Source organism: Blastococcus sp. CT_GayMR20, from assembly GCF_004570345.1.
Window position 1 is genome coordinate 45073 of the sequence record NZ_SPQM01000008.1, and the last position, 15158, is coordinate 60230.

The 15158-nt window shown below is 73.5% G+C and carries 12 protein-coding genes; 4 read left to right on the forward strand and 8 right to left on the reverse strand.

Translation table 11 applies throughout. The features are described 5' to 3' along the window. The first annotated feature begins 70 nt into the window (after positions 1-70). Positions 71-493 (forward strand): RDD family protein, encoded by a 423-nt coding sequence (locus E4P40_RS03825; RefSeq protein WP_135157473.1) that lies wholly within the window; start codon positions 71-73, stop codon positions 491-493. A gap of 446 nt (positions 494-939) precedes the next feature. Here E4P40_RS03825 and E4P40_RS03835 read toward each other — a convergent pair whose 3' ends face one another. The 3 genes from E4P40_RS03835 to E4P40_RS03845 all read right to left on the reverse strand — a co-directional run bounded on the left by E4P40_RS03835 (position 940) and on the right by E4P40_RS03845 (position 3993). Next, the gene (locus tag E4P40_RS03835; RefSeq protein WP_135157475.1) at positions 940-1770 is read right to left on the reverse strand and encodes a DUF4191 domain-containing protein; all 831 of its coding nucleotides are present in this window, start codon (positions 1768-1770) and stop codon (positions 940-942) included. Between the two features lie 50 nt (positions 1771-1820). Beyond that, on the reverse strand, positions 1821-2795 hold the full coding sequence (gene lipA / locus E4P40_RS03840; protein WP_135157477.1) for a lipoyl synthase: 975 nt from the start codon (positions 2793-2795) through the stop codon (positions 1821-1823). A 94-nt stretch (positions 2796-2889) separates the two neighbouring features. Then, positions 2890-3993, reverse strand: coding sequence for a hypothetical protein (locus E4P40_RS03845; protein ID WP_135157479.1), 1104 nt, complete (start codon positions 3991-3993; stop codon positions 2890-2892). Between the two features lie 81 nt (positions 3994-4074). On the opposite strand from E4P40_RS03845, the gene E4P40_RS03850 reads away from it, so the two are divergent. Further along, positions 4075-5004 carry an LLM class F420-dependent oxidoreductase gene (locus E4P40_RS03850; protein WP_135157481.1) on the forward strand — a complete coding sequence of 310 codons (930 nt, stop codon included), beginning with the start codon at positions 4075-4077 and terminating at the stop codon, positions 5002-5004. 14 nt (positions 5005-5018) lie between these two features. Here the strand turns inward: E4P40_RS03850 and E4P40_RS03855 are convergent, their stop codons facing one another. Then, positions 5019-6068, reverse strand: a complete 1050-nt coding sequence (locus E4P40_RS03855) for a class I SAM-dependent methyltransferase (RefSeq protein ID WP_135157483.1) — start codon at positions 6066-6068, stop codon at positions 5019-5021. Positions 6069-6238: 170 nt separating this feature from the next. On the opposite strand from E4P40_RS03855, the gene E4P40_RS03860 reads away from it, so the two are divergent. After that, positions 6239-6940, forward strand: a complete 702-nt coding sequence (locus E4P40_RS03860) for a helix-turn-helix domain-containing protein (protein ID WP_135157485.1) — start codon at positions 6239-6241, stop codon at positions 6938-6940. A 6-nt stretch (positions 6941-6946) separates the two neighbouring features. On the opposite strand, the gene E4P40_RS03865 is transcribed toward E4P40_RS03860, so the two are convergent. Continuing rightward, on the reverse strand, positions 6947-9256 hold the full coding sequence (locus E4P40_RS03865) for an EAL domain-containing protein (protein ID WP_245160125.1): 2310 nt from the start codon (positions 9254-9256) through the stop codon (positions 6947-6949). A gap of 247 nt (positions 9257-9503) precedes the next feature. Between E4P40_RS03865 and leuS the strand changes: the two genes are divergently transcribed. Then, the gene (gene leuS, locus E4P40_RS03870) at positions 9504-12395 is read left to right on the forward strand and encodes a leucine--tRNA ligase (RefSeq protein ID WP_135157489.1); all 2892 of its coding nucleotides are present in this window, start codon (positions 9504-9506) and stop codon (positions 12393-12395) included. 60 nt (positions 12396-12455) lie between these two features. Here leuS and lipB read toward each other — a convergent pair whose 3' ends face one another. From lipB to E4P40_RS03885, 3 genes are read right to left on the reverse strand one after another with little or no spacing between them, the layout of a single operon-like run. Continuing rightward, a complete protein-coding gene (lipB, locus tag E4P40_RS03875; RefSeq protein WP_245160126.1) occupies positions 12456-13085 on the reverse strand; it encodes a lipoyl(octanoyl) transferase LipB in 630 nt (209 codons plus the stop codon). Positions 13086-13090: 5 nt separating this feature from the next. Then, positions 13091-13828 carry a peptidase E gene (locus E4P40_RS03880; protein WP_135157493.1) on the reverse strand — a complete coding sequence of 246 codons (738 nt, stop codon included), beginning with the start codon at positions 13826-13828 and terminating at the stop codon, positions 13091-13093. Further along, positions 13828-15078: an NAD(P)/FAD-dependent oxidoreductase gene (locus E4P40_RS03885; RefSeq protein WP_135157495.1), complete on the reverse strand. Its 1251-nt coding sequence runs from the start codon at positions 15076-15078 to the stop codon at positions 13828-13830. The genes E4P40_RS03880 and E4P40_RS03885 overlap by 1 nt, the downstream gene beginning before the upstream one ends. Positions 15079-15158 lie beyond the last annotated feature (80 nt).

A 15158-nucleotide genomic window follows, 5' to 3' on the forward strand; every position in this document is an offset into this window, starting at 1 on the left:
CGGCGTGTCGCCGGGTGGGCAATCTCCTGGTCGCACAGGAGCCGTTCGAGCAGGTCCTACGCTGGCGGACATGGTCAGGGACGTGGAACCACCTTCTCAGGAGCGCGTCCGCGGCGCCTCTCTGGGCCTGCCGGCCGACGGGCCGGGGTCACTGGCGAGCTTCGGCACGCGCGTCACGGCCTTCCTGATCGACGCGCTGGCCTCGGCCCTCGTCGCCGGGCTGTTCACCGCGCCCCGCCTGCCGGGCAACTGGGCGCTGGTCGCCTTCGCCGCGGTCACGGTCGTCACCCTCGTCGCGGTGGGCCAGACGCCGGGCATGCACCTGATGGGGCTGCGGCTGGCGCACCCGCGGGCGGGCGAGCGGCTGGCGCTGTGGCGGGCCGTCGTCCGTACGGGGCTGCTCTGCCTGCTCGTCCCGGCGCTGATCGTCGACGCCGACGGGCGCGGCATGCACGACCGGCTCACCGACACCGCCGTCGTCCGCGAGCGATGAAGGACCACCGTGCCCCCCGCCCTGCACGATGGCCGTGAGGCCGGAGCGGGCGGCCGACCACGCCGCGGTCCGGGCCCTGCAGACGCCGCCTTCGGCGGGCCGACGGAGGGCCGGTTGACCGACGGGCTCCGCGCGGACGCCGGCTTCCTGCCGCACCTCTCGACCAGCCGCTCCCCGCCCGCCTCCGCGACGGCGACCAGCGAGTGCACCAGCGCCGTCCCTCGTCGCCGAGGACGGCGGCCGCATCGTGGGCCACGTCATCGCCACGCGGGGCCGCGCTGCTGGGCGATCCGGCGTACTACGGGCGCTTCGGCTTCGTGCGCGCCACCGAGCTGGGCGTCGAGCCACCCGATCCCGCCTGGGGAGCGCACTTCCGGGCGCGCCTCTGGCGGGGCCGCCCGTCAGGGGCACGTTCCGCTACGTCGCCCCGTTCGACCGCCTCTTTCTCAGCGGCGGCGGACCTGCCGCTGGCTCACCGACATCTGCTTGCCGCCGGGCAGCGGGCCACCGGGCACCGGCATGCGCGCACCGCCGAGGGCGCTGATCCGTCGGCCGAGGGAGTTGACCTCCGCGCCCGTCAGGTTCCGGGGCAGCTTCATCACGTGCGAGCTGAGCTTGCGCAACGGGACCTGGCCCTCGTCGTCGCCGACGATGATGTCGTAGATCGGCGTCTCGCCGACGACGCGCGCGACCTTCTTCTTCTCCTGGGCCAGCAGCCCCCGGACCCGGCTCGGCACGCCCTCGGCGACCAGGATGATCCCCGGCCGGCCGAGCACCCGGTGGACGGCGTCGAGCTGCTGCGTACCGGCCACGCCGGAGGTCACCCGCCAGTCGCCGCGCATGCCCTCGAGCACCCAGGCAGCGGCTCCGGGCTGGCCCTCGACCTGCCGGTAGGCCGATCCCTGGGCCCGGCGGCCGAAGATGACCATCGCGGCGAGGACACCGGTGATGATGGCCAGCGGCAGGACGATGAACGGCGCGCCGAACAGGATGCCGGCCAGCTCGACCAGTCCCGCGACCACCACGAAGGCGATCAGCATCAGCCACGGGAGCTTCGGGTCGTTCCTGGCGGTCAGCGAGTAGGCCTGCTTGATCATCCGGAGCTGGCCGCCGACCTTCTTCAGGCGGCCCACCTTCGGCTGGCCCTTCTTGTCCAGCTTGGGCGCCTTGCCGGAGGCGGCGGACGAGCCGGAGGAACGGCCGCGCCCACCGTCCGTCGGACCGCGTCCCGCCTTGCCGCTGGGACCGGTCGCGTCTGTGGGCTTGCTGCGTGCCATGCCCCCAGGATAGGGCGCGGTCACCGGTGGACCCGGCGACCTGCCGCCGGTCAGGCGGGGCGGGAGATCTCGCGCGCCTCGATCGCCTGCTGGTAGAGGCGCCCGGCGCGGTAGGAGCTGCGCACGAGCGGGCCGGCCAGCACCCCGGGGAACCCGATGCGCTCGGCCTCGGCCTGGAAGCCGACGAACTCGTCGGGCTTCACCCAGCGGACGACGGGGTGGTGCCGCGGGGAGGGCCGCAGGTACTGGGTGATCGTGAGCAGGTCGCAGCCGGCGTCGTGCAGCGCCTGCATGGTCTCGACGACCTCGTCCGGCTCCTCGCCCATGCCGAGGATGAGGTTGGACTTGGTGACCAGACCCGCCTCGCGGGCGGCGGTGATGACCGCGAGCGAGCGGTCGAAGCGGAAGCCGGGGCGGATGCGCTTGAAGATCCGCGGCACCGTCTCGACGTTGTGCGCCAGGACCTCCGGGCGGGACGAGAACACCTCGGCCAGCTGGTCGGGGTCGGCGTTGAAGTCGGGGATGAGCAGCTCGACGCCGCAGCCCGGCAGCTGCGCGTGGATCTGACGCACCGTCTCGGCGTACAGCCAGGCCCCGCCGTCGGGGAGGTCGTCGCGGGCGACACCGGTGACGGTGGCGTACTTCAGTCCCATCGTCGCGACGCTCTCGGCGACCCGGCGGGGCTCGTCCGCGTCGAAGTCCGCGGGCTTGCCGGTGTCGATCTGGCAGAAGTCGCAGCGCCGGGTGCACTGGTCGCCGCCGATGAGGAAGGTGGCCTCGCGGTCCTCCCAGCACTCGTAGATGTTGGGGCAGCCGGCCTCTTCGCAGACCGTGTGCAGCCCCTCGCGGCGGACCAGCGACTTCAGCTCGGTGTACTCCGGGCCCGTCTTCAGGCGGGTCTTGATCCACTCGGGCTTGCGCTCGATCGGGACCTGGCTGTTGCGGACCTCGAGGCGGAGGAGTCTGCGGCCGGCCGGCTCGAGCGGGGAACCCGTCGCGGGCGTCGGGACGACCGGCTCACTCATGATCTCCACGGTACCCGCAGACGCGCCGTGCCCCTGACGAACGCCGCCCCCGTCGCGACGAGGCGACGGGGGCGGCGGTGGTGCAGGGGTGCGGTCAGACCTGCTTGTCGTCCGGGCCTGCGGTCGGGCCGGCGCCCTGTGCCCCGCCGCCGGAGCTGAAGGGCTCCGGCCTGGTCTCCTCGGGCGGCGTCACGTCGTCGGGGCCGTCGCCCTTGACGAGCTGGGCATCCCGCATGCCCATGTCGGACTCCGGCGGCGCAGAGTCGCTGGGGGTCTCCATGGCGGTGGAGACGGTCTTGCCGGACTCGCTCGGGGAACTGGGCACGGGGTCCTCTCGGTAGCTGGGCACCGGTCCGTCGCCGGCCGGTGCGGGCGTCCACGCGTCGTCCTTCTTGCGGCGCAGGAGGACGAACACCGCCGTACCCACCGCGAAGAAGACGAACACCCACGGCCAGCGCCGGGGCTCCTTCTCCACGCCGACCGTGCGCTTGACGGTCTTCGCCGTCGCGAGCGCGGCCTTCTCGAAGTCCTTGTGCTTCCTGCCGGCCTTCTTGCGGGCCTTCTTCGCGGCCTTGCGGGCCTTGCGGGTGGACTTCTCAGCCGCGGCGACGAACTCGGCGCGGCGGGCGTCGAGCTCGCTGCGTGCGCTGTCCACGCCGGCGGCCAGCGTCTCCCGGGCGCTCTCCAGCGCCGGCGTCACGGCCTCGCGGGCGGCGGTCACGCGAGGCGTCGCGTAGGCCAGCGCTGCGGTCTCGGCCGCCACGAGACGCGGGACCACGTCGTCCTTGATCGCCTTCTGCGCCGCCTTCTGGGCCGCCTCGACCCGGGGGGCGAGGTCGGCGGCGGCCTTGGCCGCGGCGGCCTGGGCCGCCTCGACCCGGGGCGCCAGGGCGTCGCGAGCAGCGTCCACCCGAGGGACGACGGCATCCCGCGCCGAGGCGACAGCCGGTGCGGCTACCGCCACAGCGGCAGCGACCTTGGGCGCGACGGCCTTCTGCGCCGCGTCGAGCGCCGGGCCGGCCGCCTCTCGGGCGGCGGCGACCCGGGGGCCGAGTTGCTCGGCCGCGAGGCGCCCGGCCTCGGTGGCCGCCGCCCCGATGTGGGCGAAACCCTCCTGGAGCTCGGTGCCGATGACCTGACCACGCGTCTTCTTGCGGAACACGAGCTGCACCTCCGAGTTGATCGTCTCGGCGGCCATCCTGCCCGGTCCGGGCGGCGAGCACACCCCGGGGCCTCGCGCCGGGCGGCGGGTCACCGTTCGGGTGGCTAGCGTCGGGGCGTGCTGTTGCGGATCTTCACCGAGCCCCAGATGGGCGCCACCTACGACGACCTGCTCGCCGTGGCGCGCCGCACGGAGGAGACCGGCTTCGACGCGTTCTTCCGGTCCGACCACTACCTGACGATGGGTGGGAACGGCCTGCCCGGTCCGACCGACGCGTGGGTCACCCTCGCCGGACTGGCCCGCGAGACCAGCCGCATCCGCCTCGGCACGCTCGTCACGGCGGGCACCTTCCGGCTGCCCGGACCGCTGGCCATCTCCGTCGCCCAGGTCGACCAGATGAGCGGCGGCCGCGTGGAGCTGGGCCTCGGTGCCGGCTGGTTCGAGGCCGAGCACACCGCGTACGGCATCCCGTTCCCGCCGCTGGGGGAGCGGTTCGACCGGTACGAGGAGCAGCTCGCCGTCCTCACCGGGCTGTGGAGCACCCCCGTCGGGGAGACGTTCGACCACGACGGGCGGTACTACCAGCTTTCCGGGTCGCCGGCGCTGCCGAAGCCCCTGCAGGACGGGGGGGTACCCATCATCGTCGGCGGACGGGGCAAGCGGCGGACCCCGCGGCTGGCGGCCCGCTACGCCGGTGAGTTCAACGTGCCGTTCGCCCCGGCCGAGGAGAACGCCGCTCAGTTCGCCGCCGTGCGGTCGGCCTGCGCGGAGGCCGGCCGCGACCCGGCGTCCATGGTCTACAGCTCGGCGCTCGTGCTGTGCGTGGGCCGGGACGAGGCCGAGTTCGTGCGACGGGCCGAGGCGATCGGCCGCGAGCCCGGCGAGCTGCGGGCGCACGGCGTCGCCGGAACGCCGTCGGAGGCGGTCGACGTCATCGGCCGGTACGCCGAGGCCGGCGCGGAGCGGGTCTACCTGCAGGTGCTCGACCTCGCCGACCTCGATCACCTGGACCTCGTCGCGAGCGAGGTGGCGCCCCAGCTCGGCTGAGGCGCCACCGACACCTACGGACGACGTCCGTACGTGACGGCGTGCATCGGCGTGAGCTGGACCGAGCCGATGTCGGTGAACCCGTGCCGCGCCAGCAGGTCGTCGTAGGCGGCCCGAGGGAGCAGCTGGTCGTCGATCTGCGCCTCGAAGAACTGGATGCCGGTCATGATCCGGCCGGGCACGGTGCGCAGCCCCTCGTCGGTGTCCGGGAACGGGAAGTCGGAGATCACGAACCAGCCGCCCGGCTCGAGCGCCGCCTTCACGTTCTCGGTCACCCGGTCGATGTCGCGGCACTCGTGCATCGAGATGTTGTTGATGACGACGCGGGCAGGGACGTCGAGCTCCATGTCCTCCAGTGCGCTGCAGACGAGCTCCACGTGGTCGGCCAGGCCGGCCTCGGTGAGGCGGGTCCGCGCCCGGTCGATCGAGTGCTGGTCGCCGTCGACGCCGACGACGGTGCATCCGGGGTAGGTCGTGGCCAGTCGGACCAGGCCGATGCCGGCGCCGCAGGCGGTGTCGACGACGCGACAGCACGCCGCGAGCGCCTCGGCGACGCCGGGCACGCGGTCCAGCCCGCCGGGCACCAGCCGGGTGTAGAACGGCGTGCCGGTGCCGGACACCGCCTGGATCCACTCGGGGCTGGTGTCGTCCCACCACATCCGCTCGCCGGACGCGAAGGCCTCCTCGAACCGGCCGAAGATCTCCGGTGCCTCCAGGACGCCGAAGACGCCGCCGACGAAGGCCGGCGAGGTGCTGTCGAGCAGCAGCGTGGCCACATGGTCGGCGAGCCGGTGACCGTCGCCGTCGCGGTCGACCACGCCGGCCGCGACCGCTGCGCGGCACCAGACCGAGACGTAGAAGGCGTCCAGGCCGCACGCCTCGGCGAGGTCGTCTGCGGTGCTGCCCGGGCGGTCGGCGAGCGTGCGGAGCAGCCCCGTGCGCAGGCCGAGGGAGACCGTGCGGTGGCCGACGTACCCGGCGAGGAGGGACAGCACCTTCGGTGCGGTGTCGGCGAGGGTCGGGGCGGCCCCGGTCTGGGCGGGGATGCTGGTGGTCGCGGTCATCGGGAACTCCGGTTCGCAGGTGTCGGTCGGGACGCCGTCCACGGTCCTGCCGACGCGACCCCCGGCTCCAGTACGCCGTCTGTACCTGACCGGTACAACATCTGTACTTCCCCTTCCGCTCCGTCGCCCCTACCGTCCGGGTCGGATGCACGCCGGCGGAAGAGGTCGCGATGCCCTCGCACTACGGACAGTTCTGCCCGGTCGCCAAGGCCATGGAGCTCCTGGACGAGCGGTGGACGCTGCTGGTGGTCCGCGAGCTCATGATGGGCAGCCGGCACTTCAACGCGCTGCGCCGCGGGGTGCCGAAGATGTCGCCCGCGCTGCTGTCGAAGCGGCTGCAGACCCTGGTGCGGGCCGGCGTGGTCGAGCGGTGGGAGGACGGCAACCGGGTCAGCTACCGGCTGACGGAGTCCGGGCGCGAACTCGAGCCGATCGTCGAAGCCCTGGGTCGGTGGGGCATGAGATGGATCTCGGAGCTCGGTGACGAGGACCTCGACCCGCACCTGCTGCTCTGGGACATGCACCGGGGCATCGACATGGAGGCGGTGCCCGACGGCCGGACCGTCATCGGGTTCGTCTTCCCGGAGATGCCCTCCACCTGCCGGCGCTGGTGGATCGTCATCACGGCGGACGGCGTGGACGCCTGCGACTTCGATCCCGGTCACCCCGTGCGGGTGACCGTGGAGACGAGCCTGCGCACGATGACCCGCATCTGGCGGGGCGACCTGCCGTGGTCCGCGGCGCTCCGCTCCGGGGACCTGGTCCTGCACGGGGAGCCCCAGGCCCGGCGGGCGCTGCCGCGCTGGCTCAAGCTGTCGAGCCTGGCGCCCACACCGCGGCCGCCGCTGGCCGACGCCGTCCTGACCCGCTGACCGGCGTCAGTGCCGGCGGGCGCTCTCCGACACACCCATGTGGCGGACCGGCCGCTCCAGCCAGTCCAGGAAGTCCTCCACCGGCATCGGGCGCGCGATCGCGTAGCCCTGGGCGATGTCGCAGCCGAGGTCGCGCAGGACGAGCCCGGTGGCGTCGTCCTCGACCCCCTCGGCGACGAGGGAGATCCCCAGGTCGTGCGCCAGCGCGACCGTGTGCTTGACGATGACGGCCGCCCGCGGGTCCACGCCCACGTCGTGGGTGAGGCTGCGGTCGAGCTTGAGCTCGTCCGCCGGCAGGTTCCGCAGGTAGGCCAGGGAGCTGTAGCCGGTGCCGTAGTCGTCGATGGACGTGCGGACCCCGAGCCGGCGGAGCTCCCCGAGCACCGTCCGGCCACGCTCCGGGTCGCTCATGAGGGTGTCCTCGACCAGCTCGAGGGTGAGCGCCCGGGCCGGCAGGCCGTGGCGCACCAGCGCCTGCGCGACCTTGCCCGGCAGGTCGAGGTCGGTGACGTTGGCGGCGGAGAGGTTGACCGACACCGGCACCGGCCGCTCCTCCCACCAGCGCGCCACCGCGGCGAGGGACAGCTCGAGCACCGCATCGGCCAGCGGGCGCAGCAGCCCGGCCTGCTCGGCAGCGGGGAGCAGCTCAGCCGGTGAGAGCAGCCCCCGGGTGGGGTGCCGCCAGCGCACGAGCGCCTCCGTGCCCACCACCCGGCCGTCCGCGAGGTCGACCTGCGGCTGGAGGAACACCTCGAGCTGGTCGTCGCACTCCAGCGCCGTCCGCAGCTCCTCCATGGTGCGCAGCCGGTCGCCGGTCCCGCTGCGGGGGTCGGGGACGTAGACGTGCACGCCGGTGCGGCCGGCCTTCGCCGCGTACATCGCGACGTCCGCGCAGCGGAGCAGCTCCTCGACGGTGGCCGCCGGCACCGGCGCGCTGGCGACGCCGATGCTCACGCCCACGTGCAGGCGGATGCCCTCGACGGTGATCGGCTTGAGGATCAGCTCGCGCAGCCGGGCCGCGAGCAGTTCCGCCTCGTCGAGGCCGGCGTCGGGCAGCAGGACGGCGAACTCGTCGCCCCCGAGCCGGGCGAGCAGGTCGCGGCTGCGCAGCGCGGGCCGCAGCCGCGGGCCCACCTGGCGCAGGAGATGGTCGCCGGCGTGGTGACCGAGGCTGTCGTTGACCTCCTTGAAGCCGTCGAGGTCGAGCAGCAGGAAGGCGGCCGGTCGCTGGGCCGACGCCGTGGCGAGGACGGCGCGCACCTCCTCGAACAGGGCCCTGCGGTTGGGGAGCCCGGTCAGCTCGTCGGTGCGGGCCTGCTCCTTGACCTCGTTGAAGGCCCGCACCTCGCGGAAGGTGATGGCGGTGCGGCACAGCGCGGTGAGCACGCAGCCGACGGCGAGCCAGGCGGCGGCCGGGTTGAGCTCGTCGCCGTATCCCGCGCCGAGCACGAGGAGGCTGGCGATGTTGCAGGCCAGGGGGAGCGCGATGACCCGCCAGCCGACCCGGGCCGACGGGAGGGGCACCGGTCCGGAGGGGCCGGGCCTGCCCATGTGCGCGGCGAGCGCCATCAGCGCCACCCCGCCCAGCCAGGTGAGGTCGAGCGCCCCGCCCTCGACGTAGACGTCCTGCGTCGCGAGGTCGAGGAAGACGATGTCGCCGACGAGGTTGGCGACGATGCCCGCGGCCAGGAGGAGCAGGGTGCGGTCGCGTCGCACACCCAGGATCGCGCCGACGGCGACGAGCAGCGCGAGCAGGACGACGTCCGCAATCGGGTAGGCCAGGCTGGTCGCGACGACGGCCGGCTCGCCCTCGGTCATCTCCAGTGCGGGCCCCAGCAGGACGGCCACCGAGACGGCTCCGGCGCCCAGCGCACCGACGACGCCGTCCAGCCACATGCTGGCGTGGAAGCGGGTGACCCGCGTCCTGATCAGCGAGATGAGCGCGACGTAGAGCGGCAGGTAGTAGGCCAGGTAGAAGACGTCGGCGACCGACGGGAACGGCTCGTCCGGCATCCGGGCGACGACCAGCGTGTAGATCACGTTGCCGATCACGTTCAGCGTCATCGCGAGGGCGAGCGACCACCACGCCAGCCGGTCGGCCCGGGCGCCGAGCGCTGAGGCGACGCACACGATCGCCCCGAACGCGTAGACGGCGTTGTAGAGAACGAGGTCGTAGCCGGTGGCCCACAGGTCGCCGTCCGGACGCGGACCGATCCCGGTGGCGAACAGCACCAGGCTGCCCAGGGTCAGCAGCAGCGGCAGGCGGGACGCCGGCGCGCGTTCACGCGGCGCCGCGGACCGTCCGTCGTGTTGCACACAATCTGCATCGGCCGCGACGGCCGGGACTGCAGCCGGCGGGGGGATGACTTGTCCCATGGCACGGTCCCCGCCCGGCGACCGCCGCCGCGCCCGGGGTCGGGCGCGGTAGGCTCGGGCCCGTGACCAGGCGGCTCCTCCTTGCGCGGCCGTGCTGACCTGACCCGATCAGACAGCACGGCGACCCCTCCTGCGTGAGGGGTTTTTTGATGTCCGCCGCCGGTTCGAAACCTTGGGAGCACCCGTCATGAGCCAGACCGCCGACCAGGCCAGCGTGGAGCAGGCGTCGGGGGACGTCCCGCCGCACCGGTACACCCCTGCGCTCGCCCAGAAGATCGAGCTGGCCTGGCAGGACCGGTGGGAGGCCGAGGGCACGTTCCACACGCCGAACCCGACCGGACGGCTCAGCGACGGGTTCGAGCGGGTCGCCGACCGGCCCAAGTACTTCCTGATGGACATGTTCCCGTACCCGTCGGGCGCCGGCCTGCACGTCGGCCACCCGCTGGGCTACCTGGGCACCGACGTCACCAGCAGGTTCCGGCGCATGGACGGCTTCAACGTCCTGCACCCGATGGGCTACGACGCCTTCGGCCTGCCCGCCGAACAGTTCGCGGTCCAGACCGGCCAGCACCCGCGCGTGACGACCGAGGCCAACATCGAGGCCATCCGCGCGCAGCTGCGCCGCCTGGGCGTCGACCACGACGAGCGCCGGTCGTTCGCGACGATCGACCCCGGCTACTACAAGTGGACCCAGTGGATCTTCCTGCAGATCTTCGGCTCCTGGTTCGACGAGAGCGCCGGCAAGGCCCGCCCGATCGAGGAGCTGGTGGCCGAGCTGGACGCCGGCACCCGGCAGCCCGCTCCCGGCACCAACCCGTCGGGCCGCCCGTGGGCCGAGCTGGACGACGTCACCCGGCGGAAGGTCGTCGACGCCCACCGGCTGGCGTACCTCCACCAGGCGCCGGTGAACTGGTGTCCCGGCCTGGGGACGGTCCTCTCCAACGAGGAGGTCACCGCCGACGGCCGCTCGGAGCGCGGCAACTTCCCGGTGTTCCGCCGTCCGCTGACCCAGTGGATGATGCGCATCACCGCCTACGCCGACCGCCTGCTGGCCGACCTCGACCGGATGGACTGGCCCGAGTCGCTCAAGCTGATGCAGCGCAACTGGATCGGCCGCTCGACGGGTGCCCGCATCGGGTTCAGCTGCGGGAACGAGACGATCGAGGTCTTCACGACGCGGCCGGACACGCTGTTCGGCGCGACCTACATGGTGCTGGCGCCCGAGCACCCGCTGGTCCCGTCGCTGACCGCCGACGCCTGGCCCGACGGCGCGGACCCGCGCTGGACCGGGGGAGCGGCGACGCCCCGTGAGGCCGTCGAGGCCTACCAGAAGCAGGCGTCGCGGCGCTCCGAGCTGGACCGTCAGGACGCCGGCCGCGAGAAGACCGGGGTCTGGCTGGGCGTCACGGCCACCAACCCGGTCAACGGCCAGCAGCTGCCGGTCTTCATCGCCGACTACGTGCTCACCGGCTACGGCACCGGCGCGATCATGGCGGTACCCGGTGAGGACACCCGCGACTGGGAGTTCGCCGACAGCTTCGGGCTGCCCGTCGTCCGGACCGTCCAGCCGCCGGAGGGGTGGGACGGCGGCGCGTACACCGGCGCCGGCCCCATGATCAACTCGTCGAACGACGAGATCTCGCTGGACGGCCTGGACAAGGCCGAGGCGATCGCCGCGATCACCGGCTGGCTGGTCGAGCACGGCCACGGCGAGGCGACCACCACGTACAAGCTGCGCGACTGGCTGTTCAGCCGGCAGCGCTACTGGGGTGAGCCGTTCCCGATCCTGTACGACGAGGACGACCTGCCGGTGGCCGTGCCGCAGTCGATGCTGCCCGTGCTCCTGCCCGAGGTCGACGACTACTCGCCGAAGACCTTCGCCGACGACGACGCCGACTCCGCCCCCGAGCCGCCGCTGTCCCGGGCGACGGAGTGGACGACGGTCGAGCTGGACCTGGGCGACGGCCCCCGCCGGTACCGTCGCGAGACCAACACGATGCCCAACTGGGCGGGATCGTGCTGGTACTACCTGCGCTACCTGGACCCCGACGACGACGAGCGCATGGTCGACCCGGAGCTGGAGCGGTACTGGCTGGGGCCGCGGGAGCCCGGCGACGTCGGGGGCGTGGACCTGTACGTGGGCGGGGTCGAGCACGCCGTCCTGCACCTGCTGTACGCGCGCTTCTGGCACAAGGTGCTGCACGACCTGGGCCACGTCTCCAGCGAGGAGCCGTTCCGCCGGCTGGTCAACCAGGGCTACATCTCCGCCTACGCCTACACCGACGAGCGCGGCTTCTACGTGCCCGCCGCCGACGTCGTGGAGCAGGACGGCCAGTTCCTGTACGAGGGCAAGCCGGTCAACCGTGAGTACGGGAAGATCGGCAAGAGCCTGAAGAACATGGTCACCCCGGACGAGATGATCCGCGCCTACGGCGCCGACACCTTCCGGGTGTACGAGATGTCGACCGGGCCGCTGGACCAGTCGCGACCGTGGGAGACGAAGGCGGTCGTCGGCTCCCAGCGGCTGCTGCAGCGGATCTGGCGGGTCGTCGTCGACGAGCAGACGGGTGCGGTGCGGGCCGCCGACGACGTCCAGCCGGACGAGGACACGCTGCGGGTCCTGCACCGCACGATCGCCGGCGTGCGCGACGGCGTGACCACGCTGCGGTTCAACATCGCGATCGCGCGCATCACCGAGCTCACCAACCACCTGACGGCCGCGTTCGGCGCCTCCTCGCCGGTGCCGCGGTCGGTCGTCGAGCCGCTGGTGCTCATGGTTGCCCCGCTGGCGCCGCACCTGGCCGACGAGCTGTGGACCCGCCTGGGCCACGACGGCTCGTGCGCGTGGGTGCCGTTCCCGGTGGCCGACGAGACGTGGCTGGTCGACGACACGGTGCAGGTCGCCGTCCAGGTGAACGGCAAGGTGCGGTCGCAGGTCAGCGTGCCCGCCGACGCCGACGCGGCCGCCCTGGAGGCGGCGGCGCGGGCGGACGACAAGGTCGCCGGCTACCTGGACGGCGCGACCGTGCGCCGGGTCGTCGCGGTGCCCGGCCGGCTGGTCAACTTCGTCCTCGGCTGAGGTGCCAGAACCGCGATTCCGGCACCACCCGACGGGTGCCGAAATGGCGGTTTCGGCACCTCAGAGGGTGAGGACGGCGCGGATGGCCTTCTCGACGGGGTCGATCGCCTCGGCGACGGGGACGTCGCGGCCGAGTTCGGCCGACAGCGACGTGACACCGGCGTCGGGGATCCCGCAGGGGATCATGTTGGCGAACGCCGTCATGTCGGGGTCGCAGTTGAGCGCGAAGCCGTGCATCGTCACGCCGCGGGCGACCCGCACGCCGATCGCGGCGACCTTGCGCTCGGGACGGGTGCCCTCGGCGGCGACCCAGACACCGCTGCGGCCCTCGACCCGGCCGGTGGCCAGGCCGAAGCCGGCGCAGACCTCGATCAGCGCCTCCTCGAGCCGGCGCACGTAGGCGACGACGTCGATGGGGTCCGGCAGCGCGACGATGGGGTAGCCGACGAGCTGGCCCGGGCCGTGCCAGGTGATCTTGCCGCCGCGGTCGACGTCGATGACGGGGGTCCCGTCGAAGGGCCGCTCGTGCAGCTCGGTCCGCTTGCCCGCCGTGTAGACCGAGGGGTGCTCGAGCAGCAGCAGGGTGTCGGGCCCCTCGCCCGCGACCCGTTGCGCGTGCAGCTCGCGCTGGCGCGCCCACGCCTGCTCGTAGGGGACCAGCCCCGCCCGCACGATCCGCAGCTCGGTCACGAGCATCAGCGTAGGCGGCGCGGCTCCATGCGGGTCTCGACGGCCGTGCCGTCCGGGCCGCGCTCCACGCGGTAGGCCGCAGCGTCCGGGCGGTCGGCCACGGCCTCGACGAGGTCGGTGCCGCGGTAGACCAGGCCGACGCCGTCGTCGGTGGCGTGGCCGCCCGGCAGCGTGCCGTCGGCGACGAGCCGGTGGTACAGCGGGCGGCGCTGCTCCTCGGAGTCGTAGTGCACCCCGTTGGACGTCGGGATGAACCCGAGGCCGTTCGTGACCGGGCGCAGGTCGGGACCGAAGGAGTCGGTGGTCCCCCCGACGTGCCAGCACAGCGAACCGGCGGACACCCCGCCCAGGACGACGCCGGCCTCCCACACCTCGCGGAAGATCTCGTCGAGCCCGTGCACCCGCCAGAGCGCCAGCAGGTTGGCCACGCTGCCGCCCCCCACCCAGATCAGGTCCTGCTCGAGCAGGTGGGTCCGCATGTCCGGCACCGTGGGCATGGTGAAGAGGCTGAGATGGCTCACCTCGACGCGGCTGCCCGCGAATGCGGCGTACACGCCGCCCACCCGGACCGGGTCGTCGCCGGTGGCGGTGCCCAGATAGCAGAGTTTGGGCCGCTCGGGCGACCCCGCGAGTTCGACCATGAGGTCGAACACCGGGGCGGGTTGCCAGTCGTACGGGCCGCGACCCCGGCTGGCGAAGCTGCCCATGCTCGTGGCGACGATCGTCGGTGCGGATGCGGGCATCAGGCGGCTCCGGTGTGTCGGGCGGTGGGGCGCAGGGCGCGGAGCACGGACCGCGCGGTGCGCGCTCCGCTGGCCATCGCCCCCTGGATGGAGGGGGTGTCGCGGTGGTCGCCGCACACGTACACGCCGTCGCCGAGGTCGACCGGCCGGCGCAGCTCGAGGGGCGGGAGCGCGGCGGGCTGGGCACCGGTGACGGTGACGGTGGCAAGGTGCTCCAGGTCGGACGGCGACACCCCGTGCGCGTGCGCGATATCCTCGCGCACGTCCTCCTCCCGGGTGGGGGCGAGCGTGGAGCTGGCGACGAGGGCCCGACCGTCCGGGCTGTAGTGGCGCTGGGCGTCCGACACCACCACGCTGTTCGTCAGCCGGCCGCCCGGTTCGCCGAGCACGATCAGCGGTTGCGCCCAGGGGGAGACCGGCAGCACGTGGTGATGCGTGGTGACCTGCCGCGGCGCGGCCGCATCGATGCCGGGGAGCAGCGTGGCGGCCGTGCCGGGATCGGTGGCCACGACGACCGCGTCGGCGCGCCACCGCCCGGCCTCGGTGACGACCGAGCCCGCGGCCACGGCCTGGACCGCCGTGCGCAGGTGCACGCGGCCGGGCTCCAGCCGGGCGCCGAGCTGCTCCCCGACGGCCTGCATCCCCCCGGCGGGAAGTCCGATCGCGCCCCGGACGAACGACCGCCAGAGCAGGTCGAGGTACCGGCTCGACGTGGCCAGCTCGTCCTCCAGGAGGACTCCGGCCAGGAACGGACGCAGGAACCGCTCGAGAGCGGCCTCGCCCACGCCCGCGTGCCGCAGCGCCTCCTCGGCGGTGCGTTCGGGCGACCGGAGCAGCCTGGCGACAGGCAGGTATGCGGCGCGCACGGAGAACGCGGCCAGCGCGGCCTTCTGCAGCGGACCGCCGATCGGGGCGCGCAGGGCGTCCAGCGCCGTACCGGGCAACTGCCGAGGGTCGGCGACACGGTGTGCGCGGCCGCCGTGCCGCACGACCGCACCGCGGGCGAACCAGCCGAGGTCGAGGGCGGGGACGTCGAGGTCGGCGGCCCGCGGGTAGCCGGTGTTGAGCACCTGGAAGCCGCGGTCGACGACGAAGCCGTCGATGCGGTCGGTCCTCAGCCGTCCCCCGACGTGTCGGCCCGCTTCCAGCACCTGCACATCGCAGCCGGCCGCCTGCAGCCGCGTGGCAGCGGAGAGACCGGCGAGCCCGGCGCCGACGACCACGACCTCGGCGCGGGCGGCTGATGACATGCCGCGACCGTAGCGACCACGGCCGGGCGCCAACCCGACGGCGTCCGATCCGTGGACGCCCCGGCCGCCTGTGGACAACG

Coding starts and splice junctions, on each gene's coding strand:
- E4P40_RS03825 (WP_135157473.1), top strand. CDS start 71: ATGGTCAGGGACGTGGAACCACCTTCTCAGGAGCGCGTCCGCGGCGCC.
- E4P40_RS03835 (WP_135157475.1), bottom strand. CDS start 1,770: ATGGCACGCAGCAAGCCCACAGACGCGACCGGTCCCAGCGGCAAGGCG.
- lipA (WP_135157477.1), bottom strand. CDS start 2,795: ATGAGTGAGCCGGTCGTCCCGACGCCCGCGACGGGTTCCCCGCTCGAG.
- E4P40_RS03845 (WP_135157479.1), bottom strand. CDS start 3,993: ATGGCCGCCGAGACGATCAACTCGGAGGTGCAGCTCGTGTTCCGCAAG.
- E4P40_RS03855 (WP_135157483.1), bottom strand. CDS start 6,068: ATGACCGCGACCACCAGCATCCCCGCCCAGACCGGGGCCGCCCCGACC.
- E4P40_RS03860 (WP_135157485.1), top strand. CDS start 6,239: ATGCCCTCGCACTACGGACAGTTCTGCCCGGTCGCCAAGGCCATGGAG.
- leuS (WP_135157489.1), top strand. CDS start 9,504: ATGAGCCAGACCGCCGACCAGGCCAGCGTGGAGCAGGCGTCGGGGGAC.
- E4P40_RS03880 (WP_135157493.1), bottom strand. CDS start 13,828: ATGCCCGCATCCGCACCGACGATCGTCGCCACGAGCATGGGCAGCTTC.
- E4P40_RS03885 (WP_135157495.1), bottom strand. CDS start 15,078: ATGTCATCAGCCGCCCGCGCCGAGGTCGTGGTCGTCGGCGCCGGGCTC.